Origin of the sequence: Rhodococcus sp. 15-649-2-2 (assembly GCF_002258645.1) — a bacterium.
Lineage (GTDB): Bacteria > Actinomycetota > Actinomycetes > Mycobacteriales > Mycobacteriaceae > Rhodococcoides.
The window spans coordinates 41218-56257 of the sequence record NZ_NPFM01000030.1 but is presented as its reverse complement, the minus strand read 5'-3'; the positions used below and the strand labels follow the sequence as shown (position 1 = coordinate 56257).

At 64.4% G+C, this 15040-nt stretch carries 14 protein-coding genes; 10 read left to right on the top strand and 4 right to left on the bottom strand.

Annotated elements, in window-relative coordinates; translation table 11 throughout:
* Positions 1-2: 2 nt before the first annotated feature.
* Positions 3-764, top strand: coding sequence for an adenosylcobinamide-GDP ribazoletransferase (locus tag CH305_RS19840; RefSeq protein ID WP_094704694.1), 762 nt, complete (start codon positions 3-5; stop codon positions 762-764).
* On the opposite strand, the gene CH305_RS19835 is transcribed toward CH305_RS19840, so the two are convergent.
* A complete protein-coding gene (locus CH305_RS19835) occupies positions 761-1864 on the bottom strand; it encodes a branched-chain amino acid aminotransferase (protein ID WP_032403920.1) in 1104 nt (367 codons plus the stop codon). The two genes, CH305_RS19840 and CH305_RS19835, sit on opposite strands and share 4 nt — an antisense overlap.
* Before the next feature lie 40 nt (positions 1865-1904).
* Positions 1905-3005 carry a glycine cleavage system aminomethyltransferase GcvT gene (gene gcvT / locus CH305_RS19830; protein ID WP_094704791.1) on the bottom strand — a complete coding sequence of 367 codons (1101 nt, stop codon included), beginning with the start codon at positions 3003-3005 and terminating at the stop codon, positions 1905-1907.
* Positions 3006-3134: 129 nt separating this feature from the next.
* Here gcvT and CH305_RS19825 point away from each other — a divergent pair, with 129 nt between their 5' ends.
* Positions 3135-4658: a leucyl aminopeptidase gene (locus CH305_RS19825; protein ID WP_037150903.1), complete on the top strand. Its 1524-nt coding sequence runs from the start codon at positions 3135-3137 to the stop codon at positions 4656-4658.
* Between the two features lie 49 nt (positions 4659-4707).
* On the opposite strand, the gene CH305_RS19820 is transcribed toward CH305_RS19825, so the two are convergent.
* Positions 4708-5049: a hypothetical protein gene (locus tag CH305_RS19820; protein WP_032379085.1), complete on the bottom strand. Its 342-nt coding sequence runs from the start codon at positions 5047-5049 to the stop codon at positions 4708-4710.
* 379 nt (positions 5050-5428) lie between these two features.
* On the opposite strand from CH305_RS19820, the gene sucB reads away from it, so the two are divergent.
* The 5 genes from sucB (at position 5429) to CH305_RS19795 (ending at position 10887) form a co-directional block, all read left to right on the top strand.
* On the top strand, positions 5429-7204 hold the full coding sequence (gene sucB / locus CH305_RS19815; protein ID WP_094704693.1) for a 2-oxoglutarate dehydrogenase, E2 component, dihydrolipoamide succinyltransferase: 1776 nt from the start codon (positions 5429-5431) through the stop codon (positions 7202-7204).
* 150 nt (positions 7205-7354) lie between these two features.
* The gene (locus tag CH305_RS19810; RefSeq protein WP_037150907.1) at positions 7355-8245 is read left to right on the top strand and encodes a TIGR01777 family oxidoreductase; all 891 of its coding nucleotides are present in this window, start codon (positions 7355-7357) and stop codon (positions 8243-8245) included.
* 21 nt (positions 8246-8266) lie between these two features.
* Positions 8267-9046, top strand: a complete 780-nt coding sequence (gene lipB / locus CH305_RS19805; RefSeq protein ID WP_094704692.1) for a lipoyl(octanoyl) transferase LipB — start codon at positions 8267-8269, stop codon at positions 9044-9046.
* 10 nt (positions 9047-9056) lie between these two features.
* Positions 9057-10070 carry a lipoyl synthase gene (gene lipA / locus CH305_RS19800; RefSeq protein ID WP_170944795.1) on the top strand — a complete coding sequence of 338 codons (1014 nt, stop codon included), beginning with the start codon at positions 9057-9059 and terminating at the stop codon, positions 10068-10070.
* Between the two features lie 61 nt (positions 10071-10131).
* Entirely contained in the window at positions 10132-10887 is a 756-nt protein-coding gene (locus tag CH305_RS19795; RefSeq protein ID WP_032403914.1) for a DUF4191 domain-containing protein, read from the top strand.
* A 42-nt stretch (positions 10888-10929) separates the two neighbouring features.
* Here the strand turns inward: CH305_RS19795 and CH305_RS19790 are convergent, their stop codons facing one another.
* A complete protein-coding gene (locus CH305_RS19790) occupies positions 10930-11394 on the bottom strand; it encodes an RDD family protein (protein WP_032403913.1) in 465 nt (154 codons plus the stop codon).
* A 167-nt stretch (positions 11395-11561) separates the two neighbouring features.
* Between CH305_RS19790 and glnA the strand changes: the two genes are divergently transcribed.
* The 3 genes from glnA to CH305_RS19775 all read left to right on the top strand — a co-directional run bounded on the left by glnA (position 11562) and on the right by CH305_RS19775 (position 15028).
* Positions 11562-12998: a type I glutamate--ammonia ligase gene (gene glnA / locus CH305_RS19785; RefSeq protein ID WP_032368128.1), complete on the top strand. Its 1437-nt coding sequence runs from the start codon at positions 11562-11564 to the stop codon at positions 12996-12998.
* 187 nt (positions 12999-13185) lie between these two features.
* Entirely contained in the window at positions 13186-13836 is a 651-nt protein-coding gene (locus tag CH305_RS19780) for an ABC transporter permease (RefSeq protein ID WP_032379092.1), read from the top strand.
* The gene (locus tag CH305_RS19775) at positions 13829-15028 is read left to right on the top strand and encodes an ABC transporter ATP-binding protein (protein WP_032379093.1); all 1200 of its coding nucleotides are present in this window, start codon (positions 13829-13831) and stop codon (positions 15026-15028) included. The genes CH305_RS19780 and CH305_RS19775 overlap by 8 nt, the downstream gene beginning before the upstream one ends.
* Positions 15029-15040 lie beyond the last annotated feature (12 nt).

Genomic DNA, 15040 nt, shown 5'->3' with positions numbered 1-15040 from the left:
CGGTGCGCGGGCGAGCCGATGGACTGTTGCTCGCGTTCTCCTGGCTGACCGTACTGCCCGTACGCGGCCCCGAGAACGTCGATCGACACGCGGCCGGACGGGCGATAGCTCGTGCTCCGATCGTCGGTCTCGCTCTCGGCGGCACCTGCGCGGCGCTGGTGTGGGCATCGATCACCGTCGGACTGTCGCCGCTGCTCAGCGGACTGGTCGGCGTCGCGGCTGCTGCATTGCTGACCAGGGGGATGCACCTGGACGGCCTGGCCGACACCGCAGACGGACTCGGTTGCTACGGCCCGCCCGAGCGCGCGAGAGAAGTCATGAAGTCCGGCAGCGCAGGCCCGTTCGGAGTGGCAGCGCTTGCTCTGGTGTTGGGGATACAGGCTGCAAGCGTGGGCCAGCTCGCTCAGTTGCACATGTGGTGGGCCATCGTGTTCGTCTCGGTCATCGGACGTGTGTCGGTGGTGCTCGCGTGCCGCCGAGGGATCGACGCGGCGGCACCGACCGGCTTCGGCGCGCTGGTGGCAGGCACTCAGTCGACCGCACTCGTGGCGTTGTGGACAGGCGTGGCAACGGCCATGTCCGTATACATCAGGCCCGACCGCCCGTGGCACGGCCCTCTGGTGGTCGTCGTTGTGCTCGCCCTTGCCGTGGTTCTGACTCGGCACTGCGTCCGACGCTTCGGCGGTCTCTCCGGCGACGTGCTCGGGGCCGGAATCGAGACCACCACCGCCCTGGCCGCGATCGGCATTCTCGTCGGGAGCTAGCGGAGTGTGGTCATCCAACCGTGGGTATCGGCGAACGTGCCGCGCTGGATGCCGGTGAGCGTGTCTCGCAGTGCGAGCGTGATCTCGCCGGGCTCGCCGCCTGCGATCTCGAATGCGCCCTCGGTGGACTTGACGCTGCCCACTGGGGTGATGACGGCTGCGGTGCCACAGGCGAACACCTCGGTGATCTCGCCCGAGTCGGCACCCTTGCGCCACTCCTCGGTGGAGATTCGGCGTTCTTCGACGGGGATGCCGGCGTCCGTCGCCAGCGCCAGCAGCGAGTCACGCGTGATGCCGGGGAGGAGCGATCCGGACAGCGATGGCGTCACCAGTCGCGCATCGGAGCCCGAGCCGAAGACGAAGAACAGGTTCATCCCGCCCATCTCCTCGACGTAGCGGCGCTCGGTGGCGTCGAGCCAGACCACCTGATCGCATCCTTCGTCGCTGGCCTGCGCCTGGGCGAGGAGTGACGCGGCATAGTTGCCTGCGAACTTCGCAGCTCCAGTACCGCCCGGTGCCGCCCGGACGTACTCGGTGGACAGCCAGACGCTCACCGGCTTGACTCCCCTGGGGAAGTACGCGCCCGCGGGCGAGGCGATCAGCATGTACCGGTACGAGTCGGCGGGGCGCACGCCCAGGCCGGCTTCGGTGGAGAACATGTACGGACGGACGTACAACGCGTCCTCACCGCCGGCCGCGGGCACCCACTCGTGGTCGAGTTCGAGCAGCTTCTCGATCGATCCGACGAAGAGCTCGTCCGAGAGTTCCGGCATCGCGAGCCGGCGAGCCGAGGACCGGAACCGCTCGGCGTTGGACTCCACCCGGAACGTCGAGAGGTCACCGTTCGGCTGACGGTAGATCTTGAGGCCCTCGAAGATGGCCTGTCCGTAATGCAGCACCATCGCCGCCGGGTCGAGCTCGATCGGGCCGTACGGAGCGATCGTCGCGTCGTGCCAGCCACGGTCTCGGGTGTAGTCGATGTACACCATGTGATCTGTGAAGTGCTTTCCGAATCCTGGTGCGGCAAGCACGGCGTCGCGCTCCGCCGGTGTAGCGGGCGAGGGATGCTGCACGTACGCGAATTCGGAAACACCTGTCATGCCCGAGATCCTATCGTGGAGGTCACCCGCTCTCGCGCGGTCACCTGGTCTTGGCAGCGACGAACGGTGGCGCGACCACTTCGCAGCGCAACGCACGCCCGCGAACATCGACCTCGACCTCCGAACCGACCGCCGGAGCTGCCTCGGCGTCGAGCAGGGCCAGGGCGATACCCACCTTGAGCGACGGTGAGAAAGTTCCAGAGGTCGTCGTCCCGATGTCCTGACCCGACGCCCGCACGGTGAGACCGGGGCGGAGTACGCCGCGGTCGAGAGCTTTCAGTCCGCGCAGTGTTCGCGCCGGCCCATCGGCCTTCTCCGCGGTCAGTGCCTCCTTGCCCCAGAACGCGTCCTTCTTCCAGCCGATCGCCCAACCGCACCGGGCTTGCAGGGGCGAAATGTCCAGTGACAGTTCGTGTCCGTGCAGCGGGTATCCCATCTCGGTGCGCAGAGTGTCGCGTGCTCCGAGCCCGCACACCTGTCCCCCACGAGACCGCACGGCGGCCAGCAGTGCGCGGAAGAGCGGTTCCACATCGCCCGCCGGTGGAACGAGTTCGTAGCCGTGCTCGCCGGTGTAACCGGTTCGGCACACCCGCACTGCCACCGAATTCCAGGTTGCGTCCTCGAACGCCATGTAGTCCATGTCGGTCGGCAGGCCCAGTTCCTGCAGCACCTCGGCCGCTTTCGGCCCCTGCACGGCCAGCACTCCGAACTCGCGGTGCTGATTCACCACCGACACGCCGTCGGGTGCCTGCGCCGCCATCGCGGCGACGACCTCGGCCGTGTTGGCCGCGTTCGGCACCAGGAAGACGTCGCCGTCGGAGACGTAATACGCGATGAGGTCGTCGACCACCCCGCCGGATTCCGTGCAGCACAGGGTGTACTGCGCTTTACCCGGCTCGATGCGGCCGAGATCGTTGGTCAGAACAGAGTTGACGAAGGCGGCAGCGCCGGGTCCGGTGACCGACGCTTTGCCCAGGTGGCCGACGTCGAACAGACCTACGGTTTCCCGCACCGCGGTGTGCTCGACGACCACACCGGCGTACGACACCGGCATGGTCCAACCGCCGAAAGGCGCGAATGTCGCACCCAATTCGGTGTGTACGGCGTGCAGCGGTCCCTCGATCAGGTCGGTGTCGGTCATGGCGGTCACGCTAGCTCACATCACGGCTCGTGCGGGCCCTGCGGACCGAGTTCGTCCCTCGGTCCGCTGCGCCATCGATCGTCATTAGGATCGAGGTACCTACACGTCAACCCCTACAGGAGCAGCCACGTGCCTTCCCCTTCGACGCTATCCCGCACTCTCGGACCCGACCTGGTCCTCGCGGGCAAGCTCGGCAAGAAAGTCGACGTTCTCGTCGTCGCGCTGAGTACCAGTGACGACGGCCTCGAGCTCGCCATCACCGACGACATTTCGGATGACGCCGTTGCTTCCGAACTCCTCGACGCCTTCGAATCCGTCGGTGCCACCGGCAAAGCCGACGAGCTCGTTCGGATACCGGCTCCGTCCGGACTGCCCGTCTCCAGTGTCCTGGCAGTTGGCCTTGGCAACGCTGCCGACATCGACAGCGAACGCATTCGTCAGTCGGCCGGTACCGCGGCACGCTCGCTCAAGGGTGTCGATACGGTCGCGACGACGTTGTCCGCACTCGATCTCGGAGCGGCCGCAGAGGGGTTCTTCCTCGGCGCGTATCAGTTCACCGAATTCAAGTCCGCACTGTCGGCACCGAAGGCCGACGGTCTTCCCCTCGCCCGCGTCGAATTGCTCGTTGCCGACTCTCGCTCGAAGGATGCCAAGAACGAGCTGGCGCGCTCGGTCGCCATTGCCGAATCCGTGGCGGTGGCACGTGATTTCGTGAACACCCCACCGAGCCACCTCTATCCGGAGGAATTCGCGGACCGAGCCAAATCGCTCGGCACCGCAGCAGGACTGAAAGTCGAGATCCTCGACGACAAGGCCTTGGAAAAGGGTGGTTACGGCGGCATTCACGGAGTCGGTAAGGGATCCTCGCGGTTGCCGCGATTGGTTCGCCTGACCCACGCCGGCGGCAAGCGTGGCACCAAGAAGGTTGCCCTGGTGGGCAAGGGAATCACGTTCGACACCGGCGGCATCTCCATCAAACCCGCTGCGGGCATGGAGAACATGACCTCGGACATGGGCGGCGCGGCTGCGGTCATCGCGACGGTGATCCTCGCCGCGAAGGTCGGCCTGCCACTCGATGTCATCGCGACGGTGCCGATGGCCGAGAACATGCCGTCGGGCACCGCGCAGCGTCCCGGCGATGTGTTGACGCAGTACGGCGGCATCACCGTCGAAGTGATCAACACCGACGCCGAAGGTCGACTGGTGCTGGCCGACGCGATAGTGCGTGCCTGCGAGGACGATCCGGATTACCTCATCGACACAGCAACGCTCACCGGGGCTCAGGTCGTAGCGCTCGGCAACAGAACGCCGGGCGTGATGGGTACCGACAACTTCCGCGACCGGGTTGCCGAAATCTCCCAGGCCATCGGCGAGAACGGCTGGGCCATGCCGCTTCCGAAGGAGATTCGACGCGAACTCGACTCCAAGGTGGCCGATCTGGCGAACGTCACCAACGGCCGGGCCGGAGGAATGCTGGCAGCAGCTCTGTTCCTGAAGGAATTCGTGGCCGACGGCGTCGAATGGGCACACATCGATGTCGCGGGCCCGGCCTACAACACCGGAGGCCCCTTCGGCTACACCGGCAAGGGCGGCACCGGAGTTCCCGTGCGGACCATGTTCGCGGTTCTCGAAGACATAGTCGAGAACGGCTGATTCGGACCGTCCGTGCGCGAGGAGCAACGTCCTCGCGCACGGACTTCGATCACACGTCGCGCTGCTGCTGTTCGCGCTTCTTGATGATCTTCTGGCGCGCGTCGTGGTCGCGCATTCGCTGGGGATACCCGGTCTTGCGGACGTCGTACACCGGGATCTTCAGGTCGGGTCCGATCTTTCGTGCATATTTTTCATCCAGCGGCCGCCGGGTCCATTCGCCGTCGTTCGCGACCAGTACGACGGTCAGCGGGGTCACCGTCGTCTTGGGCTCGACGTAGGCCTCGACACCGATTCGCGCGGCGGTCCAATCGGCCAGGTACTGGGCGACCGACCCTTCGGGGCCACGTTTGGCGGCCCCGCCGCTTCGTTTGAGTCGATCGAACAATCCCACGAGAACATCCTTTTCGTACGGCCTATGGATCGCCGGCACGGATGCCGGAAATGTTGTTACCCGCCAGTTTGCCAGGCGTGTTGTGCGCCCTAGGGGAACGGCGAGGCGACAACAATGGAAGGATGACTGTAGAGGGTTCAGCTCTCTTGATAGTGAACCAAGGCTCGTGAAGTGAGTAAGTGAGTTGCCGAGAGGGAGTGTCGACGTGGGCGCTGGATCGAGCCGAACATGCTCGGTGAGTGTCGATCGCACCGGTGCCTCCGTCGAATCGAATCACCCAACTCTCGTCCATGAACCCTGTTCCGCCAGCACAATGGTCTGCGACCACAAGTCGTAAGAACTACATCACCCGCATACAACTGTCGAGGAGTCAACAGACATGGCCTTCTCCGTCCAGATGCCAGCTCTCGGTGAGAGTGTCACCGAGGGAACTGTCACGAGGTGGCTCAAACAAGAAGGCGACACCGTCGAAGTCGACGAGCCATTGCTCGAAGTCTCCACGGACAAGGTCGATACCGAGATCCCGTCGCCTGCTGCCGGTGTTCTCACCAAGATCGTCGCTCAGGAAGACGACACCGTCGAGATCGGTGGCGAGCTCGCCCAGATCGGTGACGCAGGCGAGGCCCCCTCGTCCGACGCACCGGCCGAGGACGCTGCCCCCGCCGAGGAATCGGCACCCGAGGAAGCTGCCGAGGAGCCCACTCCCGCAGCCGAGCCCGAGCCCCAGGCAGAGGAGGAGGCACCCGCAGCGAGTGCATCGTCCGACTCGTCAGGATCCGGTACGCCCGTGACGATGCCCGAGTTGGGTGAGTCCGTCACCGAGGGCACCGTGACCCGATGGCTCAAGGCCGTCGGCGACGAGGTTGCAGTCGACGAGCCGCTGCTCGAGGTCTCCACCGACAAGGTCGATACCGAGATCCCGTCTCCGGTCGCCGGAACTCTGCTCGAAATCTCCGCCGAGGAAGACGACACGGTTGCCGTCGGTGGCCAGCTCGCCGTCATCGGATCCGGATCGCCCGCCGAGAAGGCTCCCGAGCCCGAGGCCACCCCGGAGCCCGAGGCCCCGAAGGCCGAAGAGCCGAAGAAGGAAGAGCCGAAGAAGGAGGCTCCCAAGCAGGAAGCCCCGAAGGCCGAGCCCAAGCCCGAGCCGAAGCAGGAGGCTCCCAAGGCCGCTCCGGCCAAGGAGTCGGCACCGTCGGGTGATTCCAGCCCGTACGTCACACCGCTCGTCCGGAAGCTGGCGTCGGACAACGACGTCGATCTCTCCACGGTCAAGGGCACCGGTGTCGGTGGACGCATCCGCAAGCAGGACGTGCTCGCGGCTGCCGAGGCCAAGAAGGCTCCGGCAGCTCCGGCCGCCGAGGCTGCGACCGCAGCTGCCGCCAAGCCTGCTGCGCCGGCTACTGCCGGTGTTCGCCCGGAGCTCGCACATCTGCGTGGCACCACGCAGAAGATCAACCGGATCCGTCAGATCACCGCGAAGAAGACGCGCGAGTCGCTGCAGACCTCTGCTCAGCTCACGCAGACCTTCGAGGTGGATGTCACCAAGATCGCCGGTCTGCGGACGAAGGCGAAGGCGAAGTTCGCCGAGAACGAGGGCGTCAATCTGACGTACCTGCCGTTCTTCGCGAAGGCCGTCGTGGAGGCCCTCAAGGCGCACCCCAACGTCAATGCGAGCATCAACGAGGACGCCAAGGAGATCACCTACCACGCCGATGTCCACCTCGGCATTGCCGTGGACACCGAGCAGGGTCTGCTCTCCCCCGTCATCCACAACGCCGGTGACCTGTCGCTGGCCGGGTTGGCTCGGGCGATCAACGACATCGCGACCCGCGCACGTTCGGGTGGGCTGAAGCCGGACGAGCTGTCCGGTGGCACGTTCACGATCACCAACATCGGCAGCCAGGGTGCGCTGTTCGACACCCCGATCCTGGTTCCGCCGCAGGCGGCCATGCTGGGTACGGGTGCGATCGTCAAGCGTCCCGTGGTCGTCAAGGACGACTCGGGCAACGAGTCGATCGGTGTTCGCTCGATGTGCTACCTGCCGCTCACCTACGACCACCGGTTGGTGGACGGAGCCGACGCAGGGCGCTTCCTGACGACGATCAAGCAGCGTCTCGAAGTAGCGTCGTTCGAGGCCGATCTCGGCCTGTAGACAACCGGCGAGTTTCGCGCCTCACGTATTCTCGTAGGAGCGCGACACATTCGCATCGGAGTCTCGACAAGTGGGGCACGAACCGAGCATCCGGGGCATCATTCGTTCGCGAATGATGCCCCGGACTGCGTCAAGGAGGCTTTCGTTCATATGCGCGTAGTCATTGCAGGTTCATCGGGATTGATCGGCACAGCCCTGGTCGCAGCACTGCGGGGTCGGAGCCACGACGTCACCCGCCTCGTACGGCGTTCACCGGCAGGCCCGGACGAGTCGCAGTGGGACCCGTCGCGCGGGAGCATCGACGCGGCCACCCTCGACGGTGCCGACGCGATCGTCAACCTGTGTGGTGTCGGAATCGGCGACAAGAGATGGTCCGGTGCCTACAAGCAGTTGGTGCGCGACAGTCGAATCGCTCCCACCGAGGTGCTCGCAGGCGCTGCCGCCGATGCGGGAGTACCGACATTGATCAACGCCAGCGGCGTCAACTTCTACGGCGACACGGGCGACCGAGTGGTCGACGAGACCGCTGAAGTCGGTGAGGGTTTTCTGGCCGAGGTGTGTCGTGATTGGGAGAACGCCACGTCTGCGGCGTCCGATGCGGGTGTACGCACGATCATGCTGCGCAGCGGCGTCGTGCTGTCGCAGCGCGGCGGAATGCTGGGCAAGCTTCGTCCGCTGTATTTGTTCGCCCTCGGCGGGCGGCTCGGCAGTGGACGTCAGTACTTCCCGTGGATTTCTCTGGAGGACGAGATCGGTGCCATCGTCCACGGCATCGAGAGCAATTCCTTGCGTGGACCGGTCAACATGGTGGGTCCGACCCCGGTGACGAACGCGCAGTTCAACAGTGCGATGTCCCGTGCGGTGCACCGCCCAGCCCCGTGGGTCGTCCCCGGCTTCGCCCTCAAGGCCGTGATCGGCGAATTCGCCGAGGAAGCCATTCTCACCGGTCCGCGCGCCATTCCGAAGGCTCTGGAGGACGCGGGGTACTCGTTCGAGCACAACACCGTGGGAGAGGCACTGCGAGTAGCTGTGGGTAGCTGACGCGGCGTACCGTTCCGAATCATGAGTGACGCGAACTCTTCGTCGGTCCGAGCATCGGCACGCGCGAGCACCGAGCCTGTCGTGGTGCGCCAGTTGGGCACCGTCGAGTACACCGAGGCATGGGCTCTGCAGCGCGATCTTGCGGGTGCCCGGGCCGACGGCGTCGGCTCCGACACACTGCTGCTGCTCGAGCATCCGTCCGTCTACACCGCGGGACGGCGCACCGCCGAGGAAGACATGCCCCGGGACGGCACTCCCGTCGTCGAGGTGGACCGCGGCGGCAAGATCACCTGGCACGGTCCTGGCCAATTGGTCGGATATCCCATCGTGAAGCTCGCGCAGCCCATCGACGTCGTCAAGTACGTGCGCCGTATCGAAGAAGCGCTGATCTCCGTCGTATCCGGATACGGCATCGTGTGCGGACGCGTCGACGGCCGCTCAGGGGTGTGGCTTGCAGCCGAAATGCGCGACGGCATCTGGCTTCCCGAGCGCAAGATCGCCGCGATCGGGGTCCGAGTCCAGCGCGGGGTGACACTGCACGGCTTCTCGCTCAACTGCAATGCAGCCATGACCGGGTTCGATGCGATCGTGCCGTGCGGTATCGCCGATGCGGGCGTCACGTCACTGTCGCTCGAGCTCGGACGTGACGTGACGACCGATGACGTCATCGCCGCCGTCACCTCCGCGATACTGGCTGCCCTCGACGGTTCGATGCCGGTGCAGGACCACGACATAGAGCATCCGGCGACGGTCGGCGCGTCGTTCAACCCGCAGTTCACCACCGTTCGGTTCGGCGCGTAGCATCGAATCTGTGACTGTGGCCCCAGAAGGACGCAAGCTGCTCCGCCTCGAGATCCGAAACGCGGAGACCCCCATCGAACGCAAACCCAACTGGATCAAGACCAAAGCCAAGATGGGCCCGGAATACACCGAGCTCAAAGGTCTTGTGAAGCGTGAGGGTCTGCACACGGTGTGCGAGGAAGCCGGCTGCCCGAATATCTACGAATGCTGGGAAGATCGCGAAGCGACCTTCCTCATCGGCGGTGAGCAATGCACCCGCCGTTGCGATTTCTGCCAGATCGACACCGGCAAGCCGGACGACCTCGATCGAGACGAGCCGCGCCGTGTGGCGGAGTCCGTGCAGGCCATGGGTCTGCGCTACTCCACGATCACCGGCGTCGCCCGTGACGATCTCGAGGACGGCGGAGCATGGCTGTACGCCGAGACGGTGCGCTTCATCAAGAAGCTGAACCCGAACACCGGTGTCGAGCTGCTCATCCCCGATTTCAACGCCAAGCCCGATCAGCTGGCCGAGGTCTTCTCCTCGCGACCGGAGGTGCTGGCCCACAACGTCGAGACCGTGCCGCGCATCTTCAAGCGCATTCGTCCTGCGTTCCGATACCAGCGGTCGATGGACGTCATCACTGCGGCGCGCGATGACGGCTTGGTCACCAAGTCCAACCTCATCCTCGGTATGGGCGAGACGCCCGAAGAGGTGCAGGAAGCGATTCGCGACCTGCACGAGGCGGGCTGCGACATCCTGACCATCACCCAGTACCTGCGGCCTTCACCGCGGCACCACCCCGTCGAGCGGTGGGTGAAGCCGGAGGAGTTCGTCGAGCACTCCGACTACGCCACCGAGGTCGGATTCGCCGGTGTGCTGGCTGGCCCGTTGGTCCGCTCGTCCTACCGTGCCGGGCGCCTGTACGCGCAGGCCATGGCGCACCACGGTCGCGAACTGCCCGAGAGCATGAGCCATCTGACCGACGGCGGCGAAGCCTCACAGGAGGCCAGTTCGTTGATGGCACGTCTGGCCGCTCGCTGATCCTCGTTCCCAATCCGGAGGGGTGCACGTGAGCGTCGGCACAGGACGTATCCTGTGAGGTATGGCGAACGGCAGTAAGGCTGGCAAAGCAGGGAAGCCCAGCAAGGAAGCAAAAGCAGCCGCGAAAGCGGCCCGCAAGAAGGCATCGAAGGAACGCCGCAGTCAGCTGTGGCAGGCGTTCCAGATGCAGCGCAAGGACGACAAGGCTCTCCTTCCGCTGATGATCGGGGCGGTGGTCGGGCTCGGGCTCGTCGGCTTCCTCATCGGCCTCGCCTTCGGCTTCCAGTGGTTCTTGCTCCCCATCGGCTTGCTGCTCGGCGTGTTGGTCGCCTTCATCATCTTCGGTCGCCGGGTGCAGAAGTCGGTGTACAAAAAGGCCGACGGCCAGGCCGGTGCTGCAGCTTGGGCCCTGGACAACCTGCAGGGTTCGTGGCGGGTGACCAACGCGATCGCCGGCACCACTCACCTCGACGCCGTGCACCGGGTGATCGGAAAGCCCGGGGTCATCCTCGTTGCCGAGGGTGCACCGCAGCGCGTGAAAGCACTGCTGGCACAAGAGAAGAAGAAGACCGCCCGCCTGGTGGGTGACACCCCCATCTACGACGTCATCGTCGGAAACGAAGAGAACCAGATTCCTCTGTCGGGTCTCCAGAAGTATCTGTCGAAGTTGCCCAAGAACATCGACGGCAAGCGCATGGACACCATCGAGTCACGGCTCTCCGCGCTCGGCACGAAGGGCGGCCCGGCAATGCCGAAGGGACCCGTTCCCGGCGGGGCCAAGATGAAGGGCGTCCAGCGGACCATGAAGCGCCGCTAGATCCCGATCGACACTCCACAGCAGCAGCCCTGGTGCGCGCCCTCAGCGGGTCCGCAGCAGGGCTGTTCCCGTTGCGCGGTCGTGCATTCCGCGTCCGTCCATGTCGGTGATGACGGCCGGCACGACGAACAGCAGAATCAGCTGACGAACCAGCGCCCGGACGAAGCCGACTCGGGCATGGGCGTCGATGCGACCGACCTGGATACCGACCACGAACTGCCCCGGGGTGAACGAGAACAGCGAGACGGTCACCAGTCCAACTGCGAACCACACCGCAAGCACGATCGTCGAGATCAACCCACTCGTGGTGTAACCGCCGAGTATCAGCGACGCGACGCCGGTCGCCATGGTCCAGTCCAGAATCAGGGCCAGAATTCTGCGGCCTGCACCTGCCAGTGCGCCGACCCCCTGCTGAGGCAGGCCCAGTTCTTCGCCGCGAAAGTTCTGTGGTTGTCGTGGGTTCGCGGCCGCCGGTCCGGACAACCAGGACCCTGTCATTCGTGCCATGATTTCCAGGATAGGCGCGACCGGACACACGGGAAAACACGCGGACGTACTGTTGTTCGTGCCACTCGTGAACCAGGACGCGTAACACGGGCGAAACACGACCTTGACGGGCGGGCAACACCAAGTCCATACCGTCAGTTCGACGGACTCAACAAAGGAGCAAAAGCGTGGCGTTTTCCACGGCCCAAGAGGTCATCAAGTTCATCGCAGATGAAGGAATCGAATACGTCGACATCCGATTCACGGATCTGCCGGGTGCACAGCAGCACTTCTCGATCGCCGCGAAGGCGTTCACGGCGGATACCCTGGAAGACGGTCTCGCGTTCGACGGCTCGTCCGTCCGCGGCTTCCAGTCCATCCACGAGTCCGACATGATCTTGCTTCCGGACTACGCCACCGCTCAGGTCGACCCGTTCCGCAACGCCAAGACGCTGAACATCGACTTCTTCGTCCACGATCCGTTCACGCGTGAGGCATACAGCCGCGATCCGCGCAACGTCGCTCGCAAGGCCGAGGAGTACTTGGCCAGCACCGGCATCGCCGACACCGCTTACTTCGGTGCCGAGGCCGAGTTCTACATCTTCGATTCCGTCCGCTTCGATTCGCAGGCCAACGGCGCGTTCTACGAGGTCGACTCGTCCTCGGGTTGGTGGAACACCGGAGCCGAGACCGAGGCAGACGGCAGCCCGAACCTCGGCTACAAGGTTCGATTCAAGGGTGGCTACTTCCCCGTCGCTCCGTACGACCACTACGTGGACCTGCGCGACCAGATCTCCACCAACCTGCAGAACGCGGGCTTCGAGCTCGAGCGTGCCCACCACGAGGTCGGCACCGGCGGGCAGCAGGAGATCAACTACAAGTTCAACACGCTGCTCCGCGCGGCCGACGATCTGCAGCTGTTCAAGTACATCGTCAAGAACACCGCATGGCAGAACGGCAAGTCGGCAACCTTCATGCCGAAGCCGCTCTTCGGCGACAATGGCTCGGGCATGCACGTGCACCAGTCGCTGTGGAAGGACGGAAAGCCCCTCTTCCACGACGAGGCCGGATACGCCGGACTGTCGGATCTGGCACGCCACTACATCGGCGGCATCCTGCACCACGCGCCGTCGCTGTTGGCCTTCACCAACCCGACGATCAACTCGTACCACCGCTTGGTGCCGGGCTACGAAGCCCCCATCAACCTGGTCTACAGCCAGCGCAACCGCTCCGCGGCGGTGCGCATCCCGATCACCGGCAACAACCCGAAGGCCAAGCGCCTCGAGTTCCGCGCGCCGGACTCCTCGGGCAACCCGTACCTGAACTTCGCTGCTCAGATGATGGCGGGCCTGGACGGAATCAAGAACAAGATCGAGCCGATGGCTCCGGTCGACAAGGATCTCTACGAGTTGCCGCCCGAGGAAGCCAAGAACATTCCTCAGGCACCCACCTCGCTCAACGCGGTCATCGACCGTCTCGAGGCCGATCACGACTACCTCACCGAGGGTGGCGTGTTCACGACCGACCTGATCGAGACCTGGATCTCGCTCAAGCGTGAGCAGGAAATCGCTCCGGTGAACCTGCGTCCGCACCCGTACGAGTTCTCGCTGTACTACGACGTGTGAGTCGATAAATTTCACACCCAAAACGCCCGGCCGAATCTTTTCGGCCGGGCGTTTGTGCGTTCTCCATGGTTTCCGATCGGCAACTTTTGCGGCAATCCGCAAAGAATTCAGACCGGTCGGCGTTTGATAAGTGGTAGGCGGGGTAAAGATATTTATCCGCTACCGGCGAACAGAGGACGACAACTGCATGGATGCACTGTGGGAATTCATCGTCGGACGGCGAAGGCAGTTGGCAATCGACTCCTATCTACACGTGTCGGCCGTCATCCAATGCGTCGTCATCGCTACCGTCATCGGCGTCGCCATCGGTGTGCTCGTCTATCGCAGTCCGGCCGGCTCCGCTATCGCCACGGCCCTGGCGAGCACCGTCCTCACGATTCCGTCGTTTGCACTGTTGGGTCTGCTGATCCCCATCCTGGGGCTGGGTGTTCGACCGACAGTCACCGCTCTGGTCCTGTACTCACTGCTCCCGATCATCCGAAACACGGTGGTCGGCCTGGACGCGGTCAATCCGGCAGTAACCGATGCCGCCCGCGGAATCGGCATGAGCCGCATTCTCGTGTTGCGGCGCATCGAGATTCCACTTGCGTGGCCCTCCATTCTGACCGGGATGCGAGTCAGTACACAGCTGGCCATGGGCATCCTGGCCATCGCTGCTTACGCCAAAGGCCCTGGCCTGGGCAATCTTCTGTTCTCCGGGCTCGCACGGGTCGGCAGCCCCACCGCCGTTCCACAGGCACTGACCGGCACCATCCTCATCGTCCTGCTGGCGTTGATCCTCGATGGGATCTACGTCGTGATCGGCAAACTGACCACCTCGAGGGGTATCCGTGAGTGAGAAAACGACCGTATCCGGTGCAGAAATCGTGCTGGAGAACGTGACCAAGAGTTACTCGGGCCAGAAGGACGCCGCCGTCGACAACGTGTCGATGACTATCCCGGCCGGCGAAGTGGTCGTATTGGTCGGACCGTCGGGCTGCGGCAAGACGACGACCATGCGAATGATCAACCGATTGATCGAACCGACGTCGGGCCGCATCACCATCGGCGGCAAGGACGCATTGTCGATCAACCCGAACGAGCTCCGCCGCACCATCGGATACTCCATCCAGCAAGCAGGGCTGTTCCCGCACATGACCATTGCCGAGAACGTCGGCATGGTTCCAGGGCTGATCGGCTGGAAGAAGAAGAGGATCTCGGACCGCACGGACGAAATGCTCGATCTCGTCGGTCTCGATCCAGCGTTGTACCGCGAACGCTACCCACGCCAGCTGTCCGGAGGTCAGCAGCAACGTGTCGGTGTTGCGCGTGCCCTGGCCGCCGATCCGCCGGTTCTGTTGATGGACGAGCCTTTCGGTGCCGTCGACCCCATCACACGCGGTTTGCTTCAGGACGAATTGATGCGTCTGCAGGCCGAACTGGGCAAGACGATTGTCTTCGTCACGCACGACTTCGACGAAGCCGTCAAACTCGGTGATCGAATCGCCGTGCTGGGCAATCAGTCCCGAATCCTGCAGTTCGATACCCCCGAAGCGGTGCTGGCCAACCCAGCCGACGAGACGGTCGCCGGATTCGTCGGTGCCGGTGCAGCTCTCAAGCAACTGACACTGATGAGAGTGCGCGACATCGAGTTGTCCGATGTTCCTGTCATGGGCGAAGACCAGCCGGTCGAGTCGATGAACGCGGCTCTCGGAAACGACCCGGAGGCATGGGGAATCATTCTCGATGCGCGTAAGCGGCCCATTCGTTGGACCGATCGCCGTCATCTCGCGGGGGTAGGCAGCCTGCGCGATGTCGGTGTTCCGATGGGCGAAATGGTCTCGACTCAGTCGACGCTGCAGGACGCACTCGAAGCGCTTCTCGCCGAGGGCAACGCGACCGCCACAGTTACCGGTCAGCGCGGCGAATACGCCGGCACGATCACCATCGAGCAACTGATCGACACCATCAAGACCATCCGTTCGCAGCATGCTCACGACCACGACAAGGACACCTCAGCGGAAGACGTGACTGCAGGAAGTCCGTCGTGACGACCGCTGCGG